This is a genomic window from Streptosporangium sp. NPDC002544, assembly GCF_040295965.1.
Taxonomy (GTDB): Bacteria; Actinomycetota; Actinomycetes; order Streptosporangiales; family Streptosporangiaceae; genus Streptosporangium.
This window is the reverse complement of the sequence record NZ_JBEOWJ010000009.1, coordinates 184,409-202,470: the sequence shown is the minus strand read 5'-3', so window position 1 is coordinate 202,470 and position 18,062 is coordinate 184,409. Positions and strand designations below refer to the sequence as shown.

The 18,062-nt window shown below is 71.1% G+C and carries 14 protein-coding genes; 5 read left to right on the top strand and 9 right to left on the bottom strand.

Translation table 11 applies throughout. From position 1 onward, the window contains the following. Positions 1-26 precede the first annotated feature (26 nt). Positions 27-605 carry a TetR/AcrR family transcriptional regulator gene (locus ABT061_RS16185; protein WP_350917494.1) on the top strand — a complete coding sequence of 193 codons (579 nt, stop codon included), beginning with the start codon at positions 27-29 and terminating at the stop codon, positions 603-605. Positions 606-635: 30 nt separating this feature from the next. After that, the gene (locus ABT061_RS16180; protein ID WP_350917492.1) at positions 636-812 is read left to right on the top strand and encodes a hypothetical protein; all 177 of its coding nucleotides are present in this window, start codon (positions 636-638) and stop codon (positions 810-812) included. Between the two features lie 250 nt (positions 813-1,062). On the opposite strand, the gene ABT061_RS16175 is transcribed toward ABT061_RS16180, so the two are convergent. From ABT061_RS16175 to ABT061_RS16150, 6 genes are all read right to left on the bottom strand, one after another. Further along, positions 1,063-2,055: an NAD-dependent epimerase/dehydratase family protein gene (locus tag ABT061_RS16175; RefSeq protein ID WP_350917489.1), complete on the bottom strand. Its 993-nt coding sequence runs from the start codon at positions 2,053-2,055 to the stop codon at positions 1,063-1,065. A 68-nt stretch (positions 2,056-2,123) separates the two neighbouring features. Then, positions 2,124-4,373: a SulP family inorganic anion transporter gene (locus tag ABT061_RS16170; RefSeq protein WP_350917487.1), complete on the bottom strand. Its 2,250-nt coding sequence runs from the start codon at positions 4,371-4,373 to the stop codon at positions 2,124-2,126. Positions 4,374-4,444: 71 nt separating this feature from the next. Then, positions 4,445-5,947 (bottom strand): hypothetical protein, encoded by a 1,503-nt coding sequence (locus ABT061_RS16165; RefSeq protein ID WP_350917485.1) that lies wholly within the window; start codon positions 5,945-5,947, stop codon positions 4,445-4,447. A 183-nt stretch (positions 5,948-6,130) separates the two neighbouring features. Then, the gene (locus ABT061_RS16160) at positions 6,131-6,682 is read right to left on the bottom strand and encodes a YbhB/YbcL family Raf kinase inhibitor-like protein (protein WP_350917483.1); all 552 of its coding nucleotides are present in this window, start codon (positions 6,680-6,682) and stop codon (positions 6,131-6,133) included. Between the two features lie 455 nt (positions 6,683-7,137). Beyond that, on the bottom strand, positions 7,138-7,947 hold the full coding sequence (locus ABT061_RS16155) for an ABC transporter permease (protein WP_350917480.1): 810 nt from the start codon (positions 7,945-7,947) through the stop codon (positions 7,138-7,140). Next, entirely contained in the window at positions 7,944-8,912 is a 969-nt protein-coding gene (locus tag ABT061_RS16150; RefSeq protein ID WP_350917477.1) for an ATP-binding cassette domain-containing protein, read from the bottom strand. The genes ABT061_RS16155 and ABT061_RS16150 overlap by 4 nt, the downstream gene beginning before the upstream one ends. A gap of 231 nt (positions 8,913-9,143) precedes the next feature. Between ABT061_RS16150 and ABT061_RS16145 the strand changes: the two genes are divergently transcribed. Together ABT061_RS16145 and ABT061_RS16140 are read left to right on the top strand one after the other, a co-directional pair. Then, positions 9,144-9,734 (top strand): PH domain-containing protein, encoded by a 591-nt coding sequence (locus ABT061_RS16145; protein ID WP_350917474.1) that lies wholly within the window; start codon positions 9,144-9,146, stop codon positions 9,732-9,734. Between the two features lie 233 nt (positions 9,735-9,967). After that, the gene (locus ABT061_RS16140; protein ID WP_350917471.1) at positions 9,968-11,599 is read left to right on the top strand and encodes a PH domain-containing protein; all 1,632 of its coding nucleotides are present in this window, start codon (positions 9,968-9,970) and stop codon (positions 11,597-11,599) included. A gap of 55 nt (positions 11,600-11,654) precedes the next feature. Here ABT061_RS16140 and sepH read toward each other — a convergent pair whose 3' ends face one another. The 3 genes from sepH to ABT061_RS16125 form a co-directional block, all read right to left on the bottom strand. Continuing rightward, a complete protein-coding gene (gene sepH / locus ABT061_RS16135) occupies positions 11,655-13,415 on the bottom strand; it encodes a septation protein SepH (RefSeq protein ID WP_350917468.1) in 1,761 nt (586 codons plus the stop codon). A gap of 568 nt (positions 13,416-13,983) precedes the next feature. Then, positions 13,984-15,297, bottom strand: coding sequence for a D-arabinono-1,4-lactone oxidase (locus ABT061_RS16130; RefSeq protein ID WP_350917465.1), 1,314 nt, complete (start codon positions 15,295-15,297; stop codon positions 13,984-13,986). Between the two features lie 117 nt (positions 15,298-15,414). Next, positions 15,415-16,611 (bottom strand): MFS transporter, encoded by a 1,197-nt coding sequence (locus tag ABT061_RS16125; protein ID WP_350917462.1) that lies wholly within the window; start codon positions 16,609-16,611, stop codon positions 15,415-15,417. A 156-nt stretch (positions 16,612-16,767) separates the two neighbouring features. Between ABT061_RS16125 and ABT061_RS16120 the strand changes: the two genes are divergently transcribed. Further along, complete coding sequence (locus tag ABT061_RS16120) at positions 16,768-18,060, top strand: lytic murein transglycosylase (RefSeq protein WP_350917459.1); 1,293 nt, start codon at positions 16,768-16,770, stop codon at positions 18,058-18,060. Positions 18,061-18,062: the final 2 nt, after the last annotated feature.

Genomic DNA, 18,062 nt, shown 5'->3' with positions numbered 1-18,062 from the left:
ACGTGCCGTTCCATTACGGTGGTGAGATGACTGACAAGCGCAGCAGCAGTGCCGACCGGACCGAGGCCATCATGCGGACCACGCTGGAGCTGGGCCAGGAGATCGGCTACGCCAAACTCAGCATCGAAGCGGTCGCGGCCCGCGCCGGCGTCGGCAAGCACACGATCTACCGCCGCTGGTCGTCCAAGGGAGCCCTGTTCCTCGACTCGCTCATGTTGTTGAACGGTCCTGCCCTGGACTACCCCGACACCGGCGACCTCATCGCCGACCTGCGCCAGCAGATCCACGCGGCCATCGATCTACTGGACCGGCCCCCCGTGGGTCCCTTGTATCGGGCCCTGATCGCTGAGGCCCTGCTCAATCCTCAGGTCGCGGCGGCGCTCAACGACCACTTCATCACCCCACAGGCGGAGAAGACCGTCGCCCGGCTGAAGGTGGCCCGCGATCAAGGTCAACTGTCGCCCGACTTCGACCTGGATCTGGCGATGGACATCCTGTCGGGTCCGTTGTACTTCCGGGCCCTGATCATCCAAGAACCACTGACGCACGAGTACGTCGACCGCGTGATCGAGGCCCTCTTCGCCGGGATAGGACCCAGGCCTTGATGGCCCGGCGCTCGGGTCAAGGAGACGGTGATGGTTGACCGGTTCCGCCTGGTCGCATTCGGTAGGTTCGTCACCGACTGGGAACGGGAGAACGACCCGGTCGACGGCAACCCGGGTGAGGAAGAATTCCACTGCTCGCAGGCGTCGATCTGGATTTCGGGGGAGTGGAGTTCCGTCCGCCCCACGACGGCGGACACCCGCACGTAGATTTTGGCTCGTCTACGTGCGGGCATGCGATCGCCTCCGGGTGTTGGGAAGTTCTGGACGGCCGAAGTACCCGGTTAGTCTTTTTGTGGGTACTCCATCGGCAGCCCTCCACCCTCGGCCCCGGGAGCGTGGACCGCTGTCCGGCGTTCGGGGGACGGAGCCGGACGGCCACGACCCTATGCGCCGGCCGATCCGGCGTCTGCGTAGAAATACACCCCTGCCGCGGGCGGATCGTGGTGACCGGGAATCCCTATGCCCACTCGGCCAGGATCGCGGCCTCCTTCTCCGGATCGATGCCGTGCCCGCGGAACGCGCGCTCCCCCGGCGGGACGTCACGCAGCCACGCCCAGGTGTCGCGTACGGTCTCGGCGACCGGGCGGCAGGTCAGCCCGGCCGCGATGGCCTTCGCCGACGAGGACGACCAGACCCCGGCGAACTCGGGGCCGTCGGGAGCCCAGATCGGGAACTCGGTCCACGGCGACACCTTCCGATCGAGCAGGAAGCGGTCGTCGGCCCAGACGAACTCGGCGTCCGAACCGGTCACCGCGCGGCACTCGGCCAGCCAGTCACCGTAGGTGGTGTTGCCGCGCACCCCGCCGGTGAGGAAGCGGTCGGCGGTCCCGGCCTCGGCGTGGGTGAGGACGAACGCGGCGATGTCACGGACGTCGATGACCTGCATCGCCCGGTTCGGGTCTCCCGGGGCCAGCACCCGCCCGCCCCGGGAGATCCGGTCCAGCCACCAGGGCAGGCGGCCCACGTTCTCGTACGGGCCCAGGATGAGACCCGGCTGGATGATCAGTACGTTGCCGTCGAAGCCCTCCTCCACCGCCCGCTCGCAGCCCGCCTTGAGCATGCCGTAGTGACCGTCCTCGGGACCCGCGTCCGGCGCGCACTCGAAGAGCGGTGAGCTCTCGTCGCACTCCCGCTCGGGGAAGTCGGAGAGAGCCGAGATGCTGGAGATGTACGCGTAGCTGCCCGCCCGGCCGGCGAGCCTCCGCACCGACTCGCCGACGACCCTCGGGACCTGCCCGTGGACATCGATGACGGCGTCCCACTCCCGGCCCGCCACCAGGCGATCCAGGTCCTCCGGCACCTCACGGTCGCCCTTGACCGCCTCCACGCCCACCAGGTCGACCCCGTTGCGACCCCGGTTGAACGTCGTGACCTCGTGCCCGCGCCGCAGCGCCTCCTGGGTGATCGCCCGGCCCAGGAAAACCGAACCACCCATGATCAGAATCCTCATAGCGCCTCATTCTTGGCGCCCGGCGGATACGGGACCACAGGCTTTCACCCGTAGCGCAAGCCATCCGCTCACAGCGGACGGCTCGCGATCGGGGGATGTTCCAGCAGGTGCACCCGGGCGGTGCCGATGTCGAAGTACATGCCGACCAGCTCCAGGTGCCCGGCGCGGAACAGCCGATCCACCTGCGGGTAGGTCCGGAGGTTCTCCAGTTGCTGGATCACGTTGACCCGGCAGAGGCGGTCCAGCGGGCCCTCGTCGTCGCCGGCGCTCTCGCCCGCGATGAATCGTGCCAGGGTGTGGTTGCCGTGGCGTAGCCAGCGGCCCAGCGCCGGCAGACCCACCGCCTTCTCACCCCCGCTGAGCAGGGCGGTCATCGCCCCGCACCCCGAGTGCCCGCAGACCGTGATGGTGCGGACGTTGAGCGCGTCCGTCGCGTACTCGATCGTCGCGGCCACCGAGTCGTCCGCCGGCACGGAACCCAGCCGGGGCACCAGGTTGCCGAGGTTGCGGAGGGTGAACAGGTCTCCCGGGCCGCTGGCGGTGATCAGGTTCGGCACGATGCGGGAGTCCGCGCAGGTGATGAAGAGATGCGAGGGCTCCTGCCCACGGGCCATCCCGTGCAGGAGGGGACGGACCAGCGGTGCCGTGCGCTGGTGGAACTCCCGCGCCCCGGCCAGCAGGTCGGGCACGGCGGGACTGCCGCCGCGGGGCGCGTGCCGGGTGGCGACCAGCGGATGGCGGGCCGAGCGCCGCCCGCTCCGCCGGTGGGACCAGGGCAGCCACCACCGGTCGGGTGCCAGGGGCGGGGTCTTGGCGGGGAACACCCGGGCGCCGCTGGCCGCCATGGCGTACCACTCGTCGTGGATCTCGTCGATGTCCACGTTCCCGCCGCCGCGCTCGTGCTCGTGCCGCCAGTCGTGGATGGCCTCAAAGGCCGCGTTGTCCATGAAGTCGATGTTCAGGTCGAGGTCGACCGAGGCGCCGGCCGGGATGGCCCGCAACTCCGAGGTGAGCGTGGGCACCCCCAGGAAGGTCAGCGAGCCGCCGATCACCACGTGCCAGCGGCCGTCCGGCTCGGCGGTGGCCCGCACGGTCACCCGGGTGAGGCGGCGCAGCGCGAACAGCGCGGCGAGGCCGAGGCCGACCAGCACTCCCTCGGCGAGGCCGAGCAGTACCACCCCGGCCATCGTGACGACGTACACCGGCACCTCGCTGTGGCCGCGCAGGTTACGCAGATGTCCCATGTTGACCATCTGCACGCCGATGAAGACCAGCAGCGCGGCCAGCGCCTCCATCGGGATCAGGGCGATCATCCACCCCAGGCCGACCGCGAACAGCAGGATCCACACGCCGTGCAGGATCGTGGACCAGCGGCTGCGCGCTCCCGCCCTGACGTTGGTGGTGCTGCGGACGATGACCCCGGCCACGGGCAGGCCGCCCAGCGTGCCGGTCACCATGTTGGCCACGCCCTGGCCGATGAGCTCCCTGTCGAGGTCGGAACGCCTGCCCTCGTGCAGCTTGTCGACGGCCACCGCGCAGAGCAGCGACTCCACCCCGGCCAGCAGCGCCACGATCAGTACCGCGGCGATGATCCCGTGCCAGTCACCCGTGGGCCAGAGCGGGGTGGCCCAGGAGTCCAGGCTGGCGGACAGGTCGATCCGGGTGACCTCCCAGCCGAGCGCCCAGGCGGTCACCGAGGCGGCGAGCAGGGCCGCCAGCGGCGCGGGGAAAACCCGCACCCGTGCCGGCAGACGGGTCCAGGCGACCAGGACCGTGATGGTCAGCAGGCCGACGAAGACCGCGTGCGTGTGGTTGTGGATGATCTGCTGGGGCAGCTCGATCAGGTTCTCGATCGCGGAGCGCTGCGGGTTCCCGCCGAGCACCACGTGCAGCTGGGCGAGGGCGATCACCACGCCCACCCCGGCGAGCATGCCGTGCACCACGGCGGGCGAGACCGCCAGCGCCGAGCGGGCGACCCGGCAGACGCCCAGCAGCAGCTGCAGGACGCCCGCGAGTAAGGTGATCATGCAGGTGGCCCGCCAGCCGTATCGCATCACCAGATCGGCGACCACCAGGGACAGCCCCGCGGCGGGCCCGCTCACCTGGACGACGGAGCCGCCCAGCAGGCCCGCCACCACGCCGCCCACCACACCGGCGATGAGCCCCGCCGCCAGTGGTGCTCCCGAGGCGACCGCGATGCCCAGTGAGAGGGGCAGGGCCACCAGGAAGACCACCAGGGATGCGGGTAGGTCGTACCGCAGTACGGAGGCGATGCGACCCACCGTGGTCAAACCGTCGCTCTTCGTGTCCGTCTCCATGTGCAGACCCTACGGGGCCGCGCCTCATCGGCCGGGCGTTTACCGTGGGCTTTTACGGAGGACGGGGAGAATCAGCGGTAATAGTCGGGGTAGTCGGGCTCCTGGGCCGCCCGATGGTGGTTGCCCCGCGAGCCGCCCCGGCCTCGTCCCTCGGCGGGAGTGGTCGCGGTCTCGGGGGCGGTGCCGTAGAGCTCGCCGTAGCTCGGCCAGCTCGCGCCGTCGCTCCCGTTGGGAGCGCCGGGCTCCGGCCACGCGACCGGGCTGGCCGGGGTGGCGGGCTGGGGTTCGTAGCCGTACCCGCCGGTCGTCCCGCCCCGCGGGTCGGCCGGGCGGTCCTGGGCGGGGGGGAAGGCCCGGGAGGGGCCGGTGGAGGCGGAGATCGCCGGGCTCGGACCGGTGATCGCGTCGTCGTCGATGGTGGCCCAGCCCGAACTGACCTCGTACGAGCCCGCGGGCGGAGCGCCGTAGACCGGCGTCTGGTACGAGGAGTAGGACGGGGCAGGGTCGTCGAGGATGTCGGCGGTGTTCGCCGCCGGCCAGCCACCCGACGTCGGGCTCGTGGCCTGTGCCCACGGGTTGTCCGCCAGGTTGCTCTTGGGCGGCTGCGCCGGGGTGCGGTAGGAAGCCGCGAGCGGGTCGGGTGCGGGCGCGGGCGTGGCGGGGAAGCCGCCGCTGGTCGTGGGACCCATGGGGGGCATCGAGGCGGGCGGCCCACCGTTGCCCGGACGGGCACCGGACGAGCCGCTGCCGCTGGGCCGGGAGCTCGCGCCGCGGCGAGGGTACGGGCCGGCGAGCGGGTCGTTCAGCGGGTCGGGCCGGGAGGGGGCGCCGTTGCCCTGGACGGGCTGGGGCGACGGCTGCGAGGGTGCCCGGTTCCCGCCGCGGCGAGAACTCGCCCGCGAGGGACGGGCGTCACCGAAGGTGCCGGGAGTGGGAGCCGCGAACGTCACGGTCCGCTGCTCGGCGAGTGACGCCGCGGTGGGAGCGGGGTTCGGCTGGACCGGGGCGATGAGGTCGTCGAGGCCGGAGGGCAGCGAGGCGGAGGCGACGGCCGGCTCGGGAGCCGGCCTGGCCGGTCGGGGAGCGGGGGGTTGCGGGGCGCCGCGAGGCGGCTGGGGCCTGGTCGGGAGCGGTGCCTGCACTGTCGTCGCCTCGGCGTCGACCTGCTGGTTCTCCTGGTCGACGGGACGGCTCGCGCCCATCTGAGCTGCCAAGGGCCCTCCGAAACCGCCCTCGTCAGCCTGGAGCCGTGTCCAGTAGTCGTCGTCGTAGTCGTCCACCTGGCCGAACTCGTTCAGCCCGCGTTTGCCCCGGGAGCTCGGCGGCCGCGGCTGGCGTGGCGGCTTCGGCTCGTCGAACGGTGTCAGGTCGGGGGTGAAGTGGTTCATCTTTGGTTCTCTGGTGGCGAAGTCGTCGCTGGACATGGTCGGAGTCAGCGCCTCCTTCTCCGCCATCTCCCGCAGACGTTCCGCGGGGAGCGCGCTCTCCCTGCGGTTCATCGACCGCATTCCCAGTGCCACGACGACGAGCACGAGGAGCACGACGGCGACCAGGCTTACTACGACCGCGATCATTGCACCACCCTCAAGGCCATGGCCTTACAGCGGCGCCGGTGAGGTCGCGCGGCCATCGACGCGACCTTCCCCCATGCATCACCTGCGCTTGGACATTGGATCTGATTGTGTCGGACCACTATGAGCGTTGTCACACCCTAAGTGAAGAATTGGTAACCATTACTACCTCCGGTGTTTGGCCAGTCACTCGATGTGCGCCGCGGTGAGCCGTCCCCAGGCGATCGTCTTGTCCGCGATGCTCCTCAAGGTCTGGTCAAGGGAGGCTCCCTTGCGAAGATCGACCTTGCCGTCGAGCGCGTAGACAGTGAAACGATAGTTCTCCTGGACGCCGCACGGGGGGCTATAGCCCACCTTGCCGTTCGTCGTGCTTCCCTCCACGGCTCCCACCGGGACGCCGCCCTCAGGTAGTTCGTTGGTGCGGGGGTCGATGTCGAAAACGACCCAGTGCACCTCGCCGCCCGTCCGGGAGTTGCTGTCCGCCACGATCGCGACGGACTTCGTGCCCTCGGGCACGCGAGACCAGCGCAACGGGGGATTACCGGCCGAACCCTTGCATGAATAGTCGGACGGCAGGGGGCCGCCGTCTCTGACCCGGGGGCTGGAGACGCTGATCGGCTCCAGCTGAGATCTCTCCGTCGAGGCCATGCCGCTAGCCATCCCACAACCCGAGGACGCGACGACGAGCGCCGCGGCGATCGCCATTCCCGAGATGAGCCGCGGGCGGCGCGTAGACATGTTTGGCTGCCCCATGCCCGATGATGCTACGCGGGTCTGGAAGATGCGCAGACCGGATCGCGAGGTTCCGCGGGGGGGAAAAGGCCGAAAAACGGGCAAAATCGAGGGACGGAAGGGGCGAGAGTTAACATCAAACTGGTTTCGCCGTCCCCTGACCGTCGCTCGCCGGTCATGTCTGGCCGTTTCCGTCGGCCGTGACGCCTGGAACATCTGCGACGGCTGGAGCGCCCGTGGCGGCCGTGCCCCCGAGACGCCCCTCCAGCGGGCCGCCCCGCCCCTGCCGGATCCAGCCGGACCGGTTTCCTAGGCCCCGGCGGAAACTTCGTGCAGCGGCCTGTCTGGAGCCTCTCGGGGAGAGCCGCCCCGGAGTACGCCCAACGCGGCGAGGCATCGCCCGGCCGCGCTGGGCGGAGAGGACCCAGGGGCACTCAGGGGGCACTTCAGGGGCAGGGCGCCTAGACGCGGCTGCGGAACGCGCGGATCGCCAGAGGGGCGAAGACCACGGCGAAACCGGCGGCCCAGAGCAGCGAGAAGAGCGCGGCCCTGGTGACGTCGCCGCCGATGAGCAGGCCGCGGATGGCGTCCGCCAGGTGCGTGACGGGGTTGAGGTCGGACCAGGTCTTCAGCCAGGACGGGAAGGTGGCGGAGGGCACCAGGGCGCTGCTGGTGAAGGTCAGCGGCATCATCGTGGAGAAGGCGATCATCTGCACCTTCTCGGGGCTGGAGGCCTTCAACCCGATCAGCACCGACATCCAGGACATGGCCAGGGCGACCACGACGAGCAGCGCCAGGGCACCCAGCAGCCCGAAGAAACTGGTGGTGACCCGGAAACCCAGCACCATGCCGAAGCCGACCAGCAGGGCGAAGGCCCACACCTGCTTGGCGGTGTCGGCGATGATGCGCCCGGACAGGGGCGCGGTGCGGGCGATGGGCAGGCTCCGCAGCCGGTCGAAGACGCCCTTGGTGATGTCGGTGTTGAGGCCGATAGCGGTGGAGAGCGTGTAGAACAGAGCGTTCTGCACGAGCAGGCCGGGCAGGGCGAACTGCAGGTAGTCGCCGGTGGATCCGGAGATGGCGCCGCCGAAGACGTAGGTGAACAGCAGCAGGAACATGATGGGCTGGATGCTCAGATCCAGCAGCTCCCACGGGTTGTGCTTGATCTGAACCAGGCTGCGCCAGGCCAGTGTCATGGTCTGCTGCAGCGTGGCCAGGGGAGTGACGCGCTTGGCGGCCATCTGCGGGATGGTCGTCGTCAGCGTGGTCATGCGAATGCCTCTTCCTTGTCGGGGGTCTCCTCGTCCTCGGGCCGGTGGCCGGTGATGGCCAGGAACACCTCGTCCAGGCTGGACTTGCGCAGCGCGAGCTCCGAGGCGATGACACCCTGCTCGTCCAGACGGCGCACGATCACGGGGACGGCGGCGGGGTCGTGGACGGAGGCGGTGGCCCTGCCCCCGCTGAGGTCGGGAATCTCGCCCAGCACGTCGGCCAGCACCTTGCCGACCAGATCGAGGTGCTCGGCCTGCGAGGGGCGCACCTCCAGGACCTGGGCACCGGTGGTCGCCTTGAGCTGGTCGGAGGTGCCGGAGGCGATGACCCTGCCGTGGTCGAAGACGACGATGTCGTCGGCGAGCTGGTCCGCCTCCTCCAGATACTGGGTGGTGAGCAGCACGGTGACACCGTCGGCCATCAGGCCGCGCACCACGCTCCACAGGTCTGTGCGGCTGCGCGGGTCGAGCCCGGTGGTGGGCTCGTCGAGGAAGAGCACCTGGGGGCGGCCGACCAGGCTGGCGGCCAGGTCCAGGCGGCGGCGCATGCCGCCGGAGTAGGTCTTGGCGGCCCGCCCGCCGGCGTCGGACAGGTCGAAGCGCTCCAGCAGCTCGCCCGCGCGCGCCCGGGAATCGGCACGCGTCATGCCCAGCAGGCGGCCGATCATCACCAGGTTCTCGACGCCGGTGAGCATCTCGTCGACGGCGGCGTACTGGCCGGTCAGGCCGATCAGTGAACGCACCTGGTGGGCCTGGCGCGTCACGTCGTAGCCGCCGACGACGGCGGTGCCGGCGTCGGGGCGGAGCAACGTCGCCAGGATGCGCACCGCGGTGGTCTTGCCCGCCCCGTTGGGGCCCAGCACACCGAGCAGCCTCCCCTGGGGAACGAGGAGATCCACCCCGTCCAGTGCCCGGGTCTCCCCGTAGCGTTTCACCAGACCCTCGGCCTGGATCGCATAGCTCATCGGTCATACCTCTCCGTAGTCTCCGGGCCTCCAGCATGTACTGCGCCACCGACACTTTTTCGATCCACGGACCGGCCGGAGGGAAACGGGCGATGACAGATCGGGGAAGGGGAACCGCCTCGTCGGAGCGCCTGCCCCCGGACCTGCCACGATGCCCGCCGGGCTGCGGCGGAACTTTTTGCGTCACGCCGCCGGAGCGCCCCGTGGGACGTGACCGTTTAGGCTGACAGCGTGAGTGACCGAGCCGATGAGCCCAGCCCCGCCTCGCAGGAGGCCACGGCGGCCGGTCGGCCGGGCGAGCGTCGCAGGGCCGTCTCCCTGCGCGCCCCCGCCAATCCGGTTTCGCGCAAGGCAGTCACCCTGTGGCTGACGGAGGGGGTTCTCTGGTCCATTGTGCTGGTGGGTGGCTCTTTCTTCCTGGCGAGGTGGATCGACGAGGGTCGCTGGTCGTGGTTGCCCGGATGGGCGCTGGACAACGTCTGGTGGCTGCCGTGGCTGATGGTGCTGCTACTGGTGCCCGGCACGCTCGTCGAGCCGTTCTGGCGGTACGCCGTGCACAGGTGGGAGCTCAGCGAGGACGTGGTCTACGCCCGTTCCGGATGGCTCAGCAGGGAATGGGTGTTCGTGCCGGTCAGCAGGATCCAGACCGTCGACAAGGCGCAGGGCTGGTTCGAGCGCATGCTGGGCCTGGCGACCGTCGAGATCCGCACCGCCTCCCATGCGGGCTCGTCCACGATCAAGGGCCTTGACTACGAGGTCGCCGCCGAACTGGCCGAGGGGCTTGCCCGCCGCGCGGAAGAGCTCAGGGACGACGCGACGTGACCGGATCCTCCAGCGACCGTTCACCGGCGGAGCCGCCGGAGGGCGTCGAATCCTCGGTGCCTGGTTTCGGGGCCGTCCCGAATCCCGATCCCGACCCTGCTCGTTCGGTCGGTGGGACGGGGGAGGGCGTCGAATCCTCGGTGCCTGGTCTCGGGTCTCCCGGATCCGTCCGGCATCCTGATCCCGCTCTCCCGGCCGACCGGACGGGGCCGTCGCTGCGGCTCAGCCCGAAGGTGTTGCTGACCGATCCGATCCGGATGCTGCCCTCGCTCTTCCTGCCGCTGGCCGGTGTCCTGTTCCTCGGCGGGTTCTCGCCGAGATCGTTCGTGTGGGCGGCGCTGGGCGTCGTCGGCTCCGTCGCGTTCTCGGCCGTGCGCTGGGCCACCTTCACCTACCGGGTCGCCGGTGACCGGCTGGAACTCACCCGGTCGCTGATCAGCAGGTCGGTGCGGACGATCCCGCTGGAGCGGATCCGCGGCGTCGACGTCAGTGCCCCGCCGCTGCACCGCCTGCTCGGCATCGCCGTCCTGCGGATCGACACCGGCGCCGGCGGCGACGACAAGCAGGAGGGCGAGCTCGACGGGGTCACCGTGGAGGAGGGGGAGCGGCTCAAGGCGGTGCTGCTCTGGCACGCACGCGCCCGCATGGCGAGACGCGCCCAGGCGCGCGAGACGGCCTCGGCGTCCGGCTCCGGTGAGCTCACGGCCGCGAGCGTGACGGAGCCGGAGACCCCCGCCGTCGTCCGTCACGAGGTGGGTGACGCGACCCCCGAGCGGGTGTTCTTCGTGCTGCCGCGAAAGTGGCTCGTCTACGGCCCGCTCTCCGGTTCCTATCTGCTGACCCCGTTCGCGCTGGTCGCCGGTGCCGTGGGCCTGGCGTTCCAGTGGGGCGGCGAGCTCAAAATCGACAGGCGGGTCGTGATGGGCGCGGGGGAGTGGCTCTGGGAGCATCCGCCCCTGCTCGCCGCGGCCCTGGTGCTGCTGCTCCTGGCCATGCCGGTGGTCGGTGTGATCATGTACGCGGTGTTCAACTGGGATTTCACCCTCCGCGCCGGCGAGGGATACCTGATCGCCGGGCGCGGTCTGGTCACGCGCAGGAGCGTGTCCCTGGAGCGGCGCAGGGTGCGAGGGTTCGAGTTCGTGGAAGGGCCGGCCGAGCGCTGGGCGGGGTTCGGCCGCGCGTGGGCGATCGTGACCGGTCTCGGCGACTCGGAGACCCGGGGCCAGTTGCTTCCCGTCGCCCCGAGGGAGACCGTGCTCGGCGTGGTGGGTGAGGCGATCGGCTCGATCACCACCGGGCTGCGGACCCACCCGCCGGCGGCGCGCAGGCGCCGGCTGTTTCGGGCGATCTTCCCGTGGCTGGTCGTCGCCGCCTGCGCGACGGCGGCGGCCCTGCTCTGGTCCGGGCTCTGGTGGGCGCTCGCGGTGCCCGCCCTGATCCTCGCGCTGCTGGGCATCCCGCTCGGTCTGGACCGCTACCGGTCCCTCGGCCACACCTACGACGGGAGCCGGCTGTCGGTCCGCTCGGGGTCGCTACGCCGCGCACAGGCGGTGGTGGAGAAGCGGGCGGTCGTCGGCTGGACTCTGAGCCAGACCTGGTTCCAGCGCCGCGCCGGTCTGCTGACCGTGACCGCGGGCGTGGGTGCGGGTACCGGTGGCTATGCCGCCCTCGACGTCGGTGAGGCCGAGGGGCCGGCCTTCGCCGCCGAGGTCACCCCGGCCTGGCTGGCCCCGTTCCTCGTTTCCGAGGACCTGGGCCGCGGAGATCCGCTTCCCGCAGCGTCCGCGCCTCTCGGATCGGCGGCACCCGGCGAACCGCCCACGCGGGACAGATCGTCCTCGTCCGGGGAGCCGGGGAACGGCTGACACACGGTGAGGCGGGGGGCCGATGTTCCGGTCACCCCCGCCTGACGCGGTGCGGTCAGTCCTGGCGGCGGGCGCCGAACATGATCTCGTCCCAGGTGGGCACGGACGCCCGCCGCCCCCGGGACTTCTTGGCAGGTCGCGCCGGAGCCGGTGCCGGCTTCGGCGGCTCCGCGGGCTTCTCCGCCGCGGGCTTGTCGACCTTGGTCTCCTGCATTGCCCCCGTGTCCCCCTGTGTCTCTTGCCTGCCCGGCTCGGCCTTGGCCCGCTCGTCCACGCTGACGCGCGCCGCCGGTACAGCTATCGAACCCTCCTGGGCCGGTTCGGTCTCCGATGCGGGGGTCTGCTTCGCCACGGTGGCGGTCTCCGCCTTCGTGGAGACCTGCTGCCCCGCCGCCTTCTCGCCCGCCGCGGACCGCTGCTCGGCGGGCTCGGGCGGGACGGCGACAGGCTCCGGCGGGGTCGCGGCGATGGGCGAGAGGGGGGCCGGAACCTCGGCGGCCTGGGGAGCCTCCGTGACCTCCGGAGCCTTCGCGACCACGGGCTCGGCCGTGGCCTCAGGTACGGTGACCGCCGGCTCGGGGGGAGCGGCCGGCACATGCGCCAGAGCCTGCTCGGGCAGGTCGGGTCCGGTGACCGATTCCCGCGCCGTGGCGGGCACCGGCTCCGGCGCGCCGACCGAGAGCGGCCCGACCGGAGCCGGCTCGGCCACCGTCACGGCCGCCGTCACAGGGGGCTGGACAGTGGCAACGGGCTGTGGCGCGACGGGTGCCGCGGGCTCCGGCTCCGGGGCGGGCGGCGGCTCGTACGCGGCGGGTTCCGGCGCGGCGGGCTCGTACACCGCCGGTGAGACCGGCTCGTACGCGGTGACCGGTTTCGGCGGCACCGGCTCCGGAGGCCTGACCCGCGCGGCGGGATCGGAGCCCTCGGCCGCGGGAACGGCGGGCTCCGGTGCTCGGTCGGACTGGTATCCGGCCGGGTCGGGAGCGCGCAGCGGCGGCACGGACACCCGCGGGGCCTCGTATCCGGGGGGGAGTGGAGGCATGGGCGGCTGCTGGTAGGCGGCCGGTGGTTCGGTCTGGGCGTAGGCGGGCCGGGGTTGTGCCACGGGCTCGTGCCGCAGGACCGAGGGGAAGGCGACCGGCTGCTGGTTCGGCGGTTCGGGAGCCAGCGGCGGCACCGGAGCGAGCTTGGCCACCCGCGGCACGAACGGCGTGACCGTGGTGTCCTCGACCGGCTTGACGTCCTCTCCGCTGGACAGGCGCAGGGCCTCGTCGTCGTGGGGCGTGATGTGGCGCCGGCGCGGGTCGAAGAGCCACTCGGCGTTGCGCGTGTGACCGTTCCACACGAACCCGAGCTTGATGCGCCACATGTTGTCGTCCCGCTTGGCGGAGTCCCACTCGATCTCGTCGGCGGGGACGCCGCGGCGGGTCAGCCGCTCGGCGACCAGATCGCCGAGGGTGGGACCGGGAGCGGAGTCGCCGGGCAGGCGTACGGCGCAGCGCTGCGCCTGCTGTGCCATGTACTCACGTTCCTGGAGCACGGGGCCCTCGAACCACCGCACGCGCTCGACCGGGATGCCCGCCGTATTGGCGATCTCCTCCGCGGTCTCGCCGGCACGGATCCGGGCCTGGATCTCCTTGGGGCGCAACGGACTCTCCACTTCGATCTCGTACTGGCCGAGACGGGAGAAGTTGCCGCGGACGGCAGCACGGAGCCGGTCGTCGACGGGCAGCGTGAACCGGGTACCCCGGCCGGCTGTCGCCAGCACGAGATAGGTCCCGTCCTCACTCACCGCGACGAGTCGGAGCTCCTGCATGCGAGTCCCTTCGTCGTCGTGCTCAATCTTCCCCCGGACCCTTGAGTCTCTCGCGTGTGCCGGTTGCCTGCCAGCACCGTACCCGGCATGTCCGAACATCGCCTTCCTGGATGGGGCTCGCAGCGATGTGACGCCGGTCACATTTGCTCCATTCATCTAATTACAGGGCGCCGGTCTGGAGCAGCAACTTCGGGGTCCTCAGGGGATTCTCACGGATAACTCCGTGAACCGCTGCGGACTTCCACCAAGAACCGGGAGATGGCGGTGAGGCCGGTCCGCCGGTCCGGGGAGGGTATGTCGCGATCGCGGCGTTGTTCGGGGGCCGGTCGTCGCGGTCCGTGACGACGGATCGCGGCGGCGGCTGGCATGGACGGCGGGAGAAGGTCATCTCCAGCGGACTCCCTCGGGGTCGAGCGGCGCGGGCGTCTGCGAATCTGCCCGTCGCACGTGCCGGGGGAACGACGGGACACGCGGACGCGTCACTCTTCGAGCGAGCCTTTGCGTCACCCTTTACCGAAAGCTTGTGAGAAGCGGCCGAATCGGGGGAACGGGGCCGTCCCGGCGGCCCTCAGCCCAGGACGGTGTCGAGATACTCGTTGGCGAACGCGCGTCCGGGGTCGAGGGCGTCCCGCACCATCAGGAAGTCGGCGAACCGGGGATAGACCGTCGTCAGGTAGGCCGCGTCGCGGGTGTGCAGCTTGCCCCAGTGCGGGCGGCCGCCGAGCCTCGTCATGATCTCCTCAACGCCCTCGAAGTAGGCGGGGTTCGGGGTCGGCCGGTAGACGTGGCAGGCGATGTAGGCCGAGTCCCTGCCGTAGGCGGTGGACAGCCAGGCGTCCGAGGCGGGGGTGACTCGCACCTCGATCGGGAAACTGATCTTCCAGTCCCTGACCTCCATCAGGTCGCGGACCTCGCGCAGGGCCTGACCGAGGTGCTCGCGCGCGATGGCGTACTCCATCTCCAGGAAGCGCACCTGGCGCACGCTCGTGAAGATCCGATGCGAGGCGTCGGTGTGGGTCGAGGCCGACAGCGTCGCGGCCGAGAGCGCGTTGAGCCGGGGGATGGCGCCCGGGTAGCGGCCACCGATGCCGCACACCGCGCCGAACAGGGTGTTCTCCATGAAGTGGTTGTCGAGCCAGTACCGCAGCGCGCTCGGCGGCCGGGCCGGGCCGGGGCTGCGGTTGTTGCGCTTGGTCAGGCAGGTGTCCGTGTGCGGCATCCAGAAGAAGTCGAGGTGCTCGTTGCCGGTGACGAGGGAGTCGAGGGAGTCCAGGATCGAGGACAGCGCCATCGGCTCCCGGACGCTGCGCAGCAGGAAGGAGGGCTCCACCCGGAAGGTCACCGCGGTCAGCACGCCGAGTGCGCCCAGGCCCACCCTGGCCGCGTCGAACAGGTCCTGCTCGGCCACCCCGCGGATCTTCCCCTCGCCGTCGCCGCGGACTGTGACGATCTCGCCGTCGGCGAGCACCATCTCCAGGGCCAGCACCTGGTCGGCCAGTCCGCCGACGTCCCTGCCGGTGCCGTGGGTGCCGGTCTGGATGGCCCCGGCCAGGGTCTGGGCGTCGATGTCGCCCATGTTGGCCAGGGCCAGACCCCTTTGGTGCAGCTCCCCGTTGAGCACGCCGATCGTCGTCCCCGCCTCGGCCGTCACCCAGCCGTCTCCCACCTCGCGGATCCCGGTCAGCGCGTCCGGCCGCAGCAGGATGCCGTCGGTCAGGGCGACCGAGGTGAACGAGTGCCCGGTGCCGGTCATCCGCACCCGGCGTCCCGAGGCGACGGCGTCGCGCACCGCCCGCGAGACCTCCTCGGCACAGGACGGCGTACGGACCTCCGTGGGGGTGGCGGATTGGTTCCCTGCCCAGTTGCGGAAGGTCTCGCCCATGTTCACTCCTGCCCTGCGGGCGTCACCCGGCCCTGTCGTGGGCGTCGACGCCCCTGGGACGCGGGTTACCGCCGGTTCGTCACTCGCTCCGCCAGCGAATATGAACAATACTCATGATTACTGCTGGGCGACAGGGGTTCGCAGCCAGGCGGAGCCGCCGACGCCGATCGCCACGGCCAGCAGGGCGCAGGCGAAGGAGAATCCGTAGGCGTTGGAGGCGCCGAACGCGTCGGTGAGCCTGCCGCCCGCCCACGCGCCGATCGCCACGCCGAACCCGACCGAGGTCGAGATCCAGGCCATGCCCTCGGTGAGCAGATGGGCGGGGACCAGCTGCTCGGTCAGGCTGTAGCCGGTGATGACGGTCGGGGAGATGGCCAGCCCGGCCAGGAAGAGCGCGCCCGCCATGACCCTGACATCGCCGATGAGCGTGATCGGGGTCAGGCCCACGGCGAACACCGCCAGCGAGCCGATGAACCTGCCGCGCAGCGAGACGGTCCACTGCCGCGCGCCGTACCAGAGCCCGGAGACCAGGCTCCCGCCGGCGAACGAGGCGAGCAGCAGTCCGGCGGCGGGTTTGGCGCCCTGTTCCTCGGCGAACGCCACCGTGACCAGGTCGACCGAGCCGAACACCGCCCCCATCGCCAGGAAGGCGCATGACATCAGGGCGACGCCGGGGATGGTGATCGGGGTGCCCGAGCGCTCTTCCCTGGGACGGACGGGTGGCTCCGTGCCACGCTGCAGCCCGAAGGCGATGGTGCCCACGATCGTGCAGGTCAGAGCCACGATCAGGCCCGCGTATGGGTTGATCATGGTGGCCAGGGCGGTGACCAGCGCCGGGCCCGCGACGAAGATGACCTCGTCGGCGACCGACTCGAAGGAGAACGCCGTGTGCAGCCTCGCCGTCCCGCCCAGCAGGTGCGACCAGCGGGCGCGCACGAGCGAGCCGAGCGAGAGCGCGGTCGCGCCGACCGCGATCCCGGTGGCGAAGAGCGTCCACCGGGGGGCGCCGAACTCGGCGCAGAGCATCAGGCCGGTCAGCGTGGCGCCGTGCGCCAGCGTGAGCGGGATGACTATCCTGGCCTGGCCGAACCTGTCCACCAGGCGTCCCGACAGGGGGGCCGCGACGGCGTAGGAGACGCTGACGGTGGCCGCGACCGCTCCCGCCGTCGCGTAGGAGTCGGTGAGCGCCTCGATGAGCAGCACGATGCCGATGCCGAGCATCGACATGGGCATCCGCCCGAAGAATCCCGCGATGACGAAACCCTTGACGCCGGGAGTGCTGAAGAGCCCTCGGTACGGCCCGACCACTGACACTCCCTGATGCTCTATGTGGGTGGAACATGCCGACGATTCCGCACAGGATCGCTGCTCGGCAAGTGATTTTCCAGGCAACGGCTCCCGGCGGGGTCCGTTGAGGCTAACGTGAGCGCGGTGTCACGTCTTCCCGGGTTGAGGGCATTCATCCCAGTGATGGTTGCTCTGGCCGTACTTGTCGCTCTCGGTGGCGTCGCGCTCGCGGTGATCGCCGGCGGCCGTCCCGCGGCCCCGGACGAGAACATCGTCATGGAGTCCCGCATCCGGGACCTGGCGGCGATCGCGCCGGTGGCCAGCCAGCCGCCGACCCCGCCGACCACGGCGGACCCGGCAGGCTCGGACCGCGAGAGCGCCGGCCCGGGCGACCCCGCGGGTGTGGAGACCGCCCCGGAGACCCCGGCCTCGCAGCCGTCCGCGCCCCCCGGCCCCCAAGGGGCGGACGGCCCGGGGTTCACCTCCACCCCGCCCCGGCTGCTGGTCATATCCCCGTCGACGCTGACCGAGCAGACCAAGGAGGACATCTCCCGGCTCAAGTACGTCCAGAAGGTCGACTCCTTCGACGGCGGGGCGGTCAAGGTGTCCGGGGTCGGACTCAACCTCCTCGCGGTCGATCCCGCCCGTTTCCGGGCGTGGGTCCCCAGGGCCGTCGCCGACCAGCAGGGGGTGTGGAGCGCCCTGGCCAGAGGCGAGTTCGTCGCGGACAGCTCGGCGGCGCGCCGCCTGGGACTGGTCCTCGGTGCGGAGTACCAGGTGGACGACGGTCCCCGGCTACGGGCCGCGGCCTCGGCCACCTTCGGCCTGCCGGGCGTGGACGGCATCGTGGGGGAGGAGACCGGCCGCAGGCTGGGCCTGCCGCCGGGGGTGGCGCTGCTCGTGCACGGGCCCGAGAAGGCCACCGCCGTTCTCAAGGCCCGGGTGGGCAGGCTGCTCGGCTCAGGCTCCCAGGTGGTCGCCGTCGGTGGATCCGGCACGGGCAAGGCCAGTACGGACAAGGCCACCGCGGACAAGGCGGCCCCGGCGAAGACCGGCACCGGCAAGCCCGCGAAGGCGGCCCGGGTGACGGTCGGCAGACCCGGCAGTTACCTGGAGCTCTATCGCGCCTCGGCCGAGGTCTGCCCGGGGCTCTCCTGGACGGTGCTGGCCGCGATCGGCCAGGTGGAGAGCTCCCACGGGCGCAACAACGGCCCCTCCTCCGCGGGCGCGCAGGGACCGATGCAGTTCATGCCCGCCACCTGGAAGGCCTACGGCGTGGACGGCGACGGCGACGGCGTCGCCGACATCTGGAGCCCCTACGACGCGGTCCCCTCGGCGGCCAACTACCTGTGCGCCAACGGAGCGGCCCAGGGCGGCAAGAAGCTGGAGAAGGCCATCTGGTTCTACAACCACTCCTGGTCCTACGTTTCCAAGGTCCTGGCCATCTCCCGCGGCTATGCCGCCGCCTACCCCTGAGG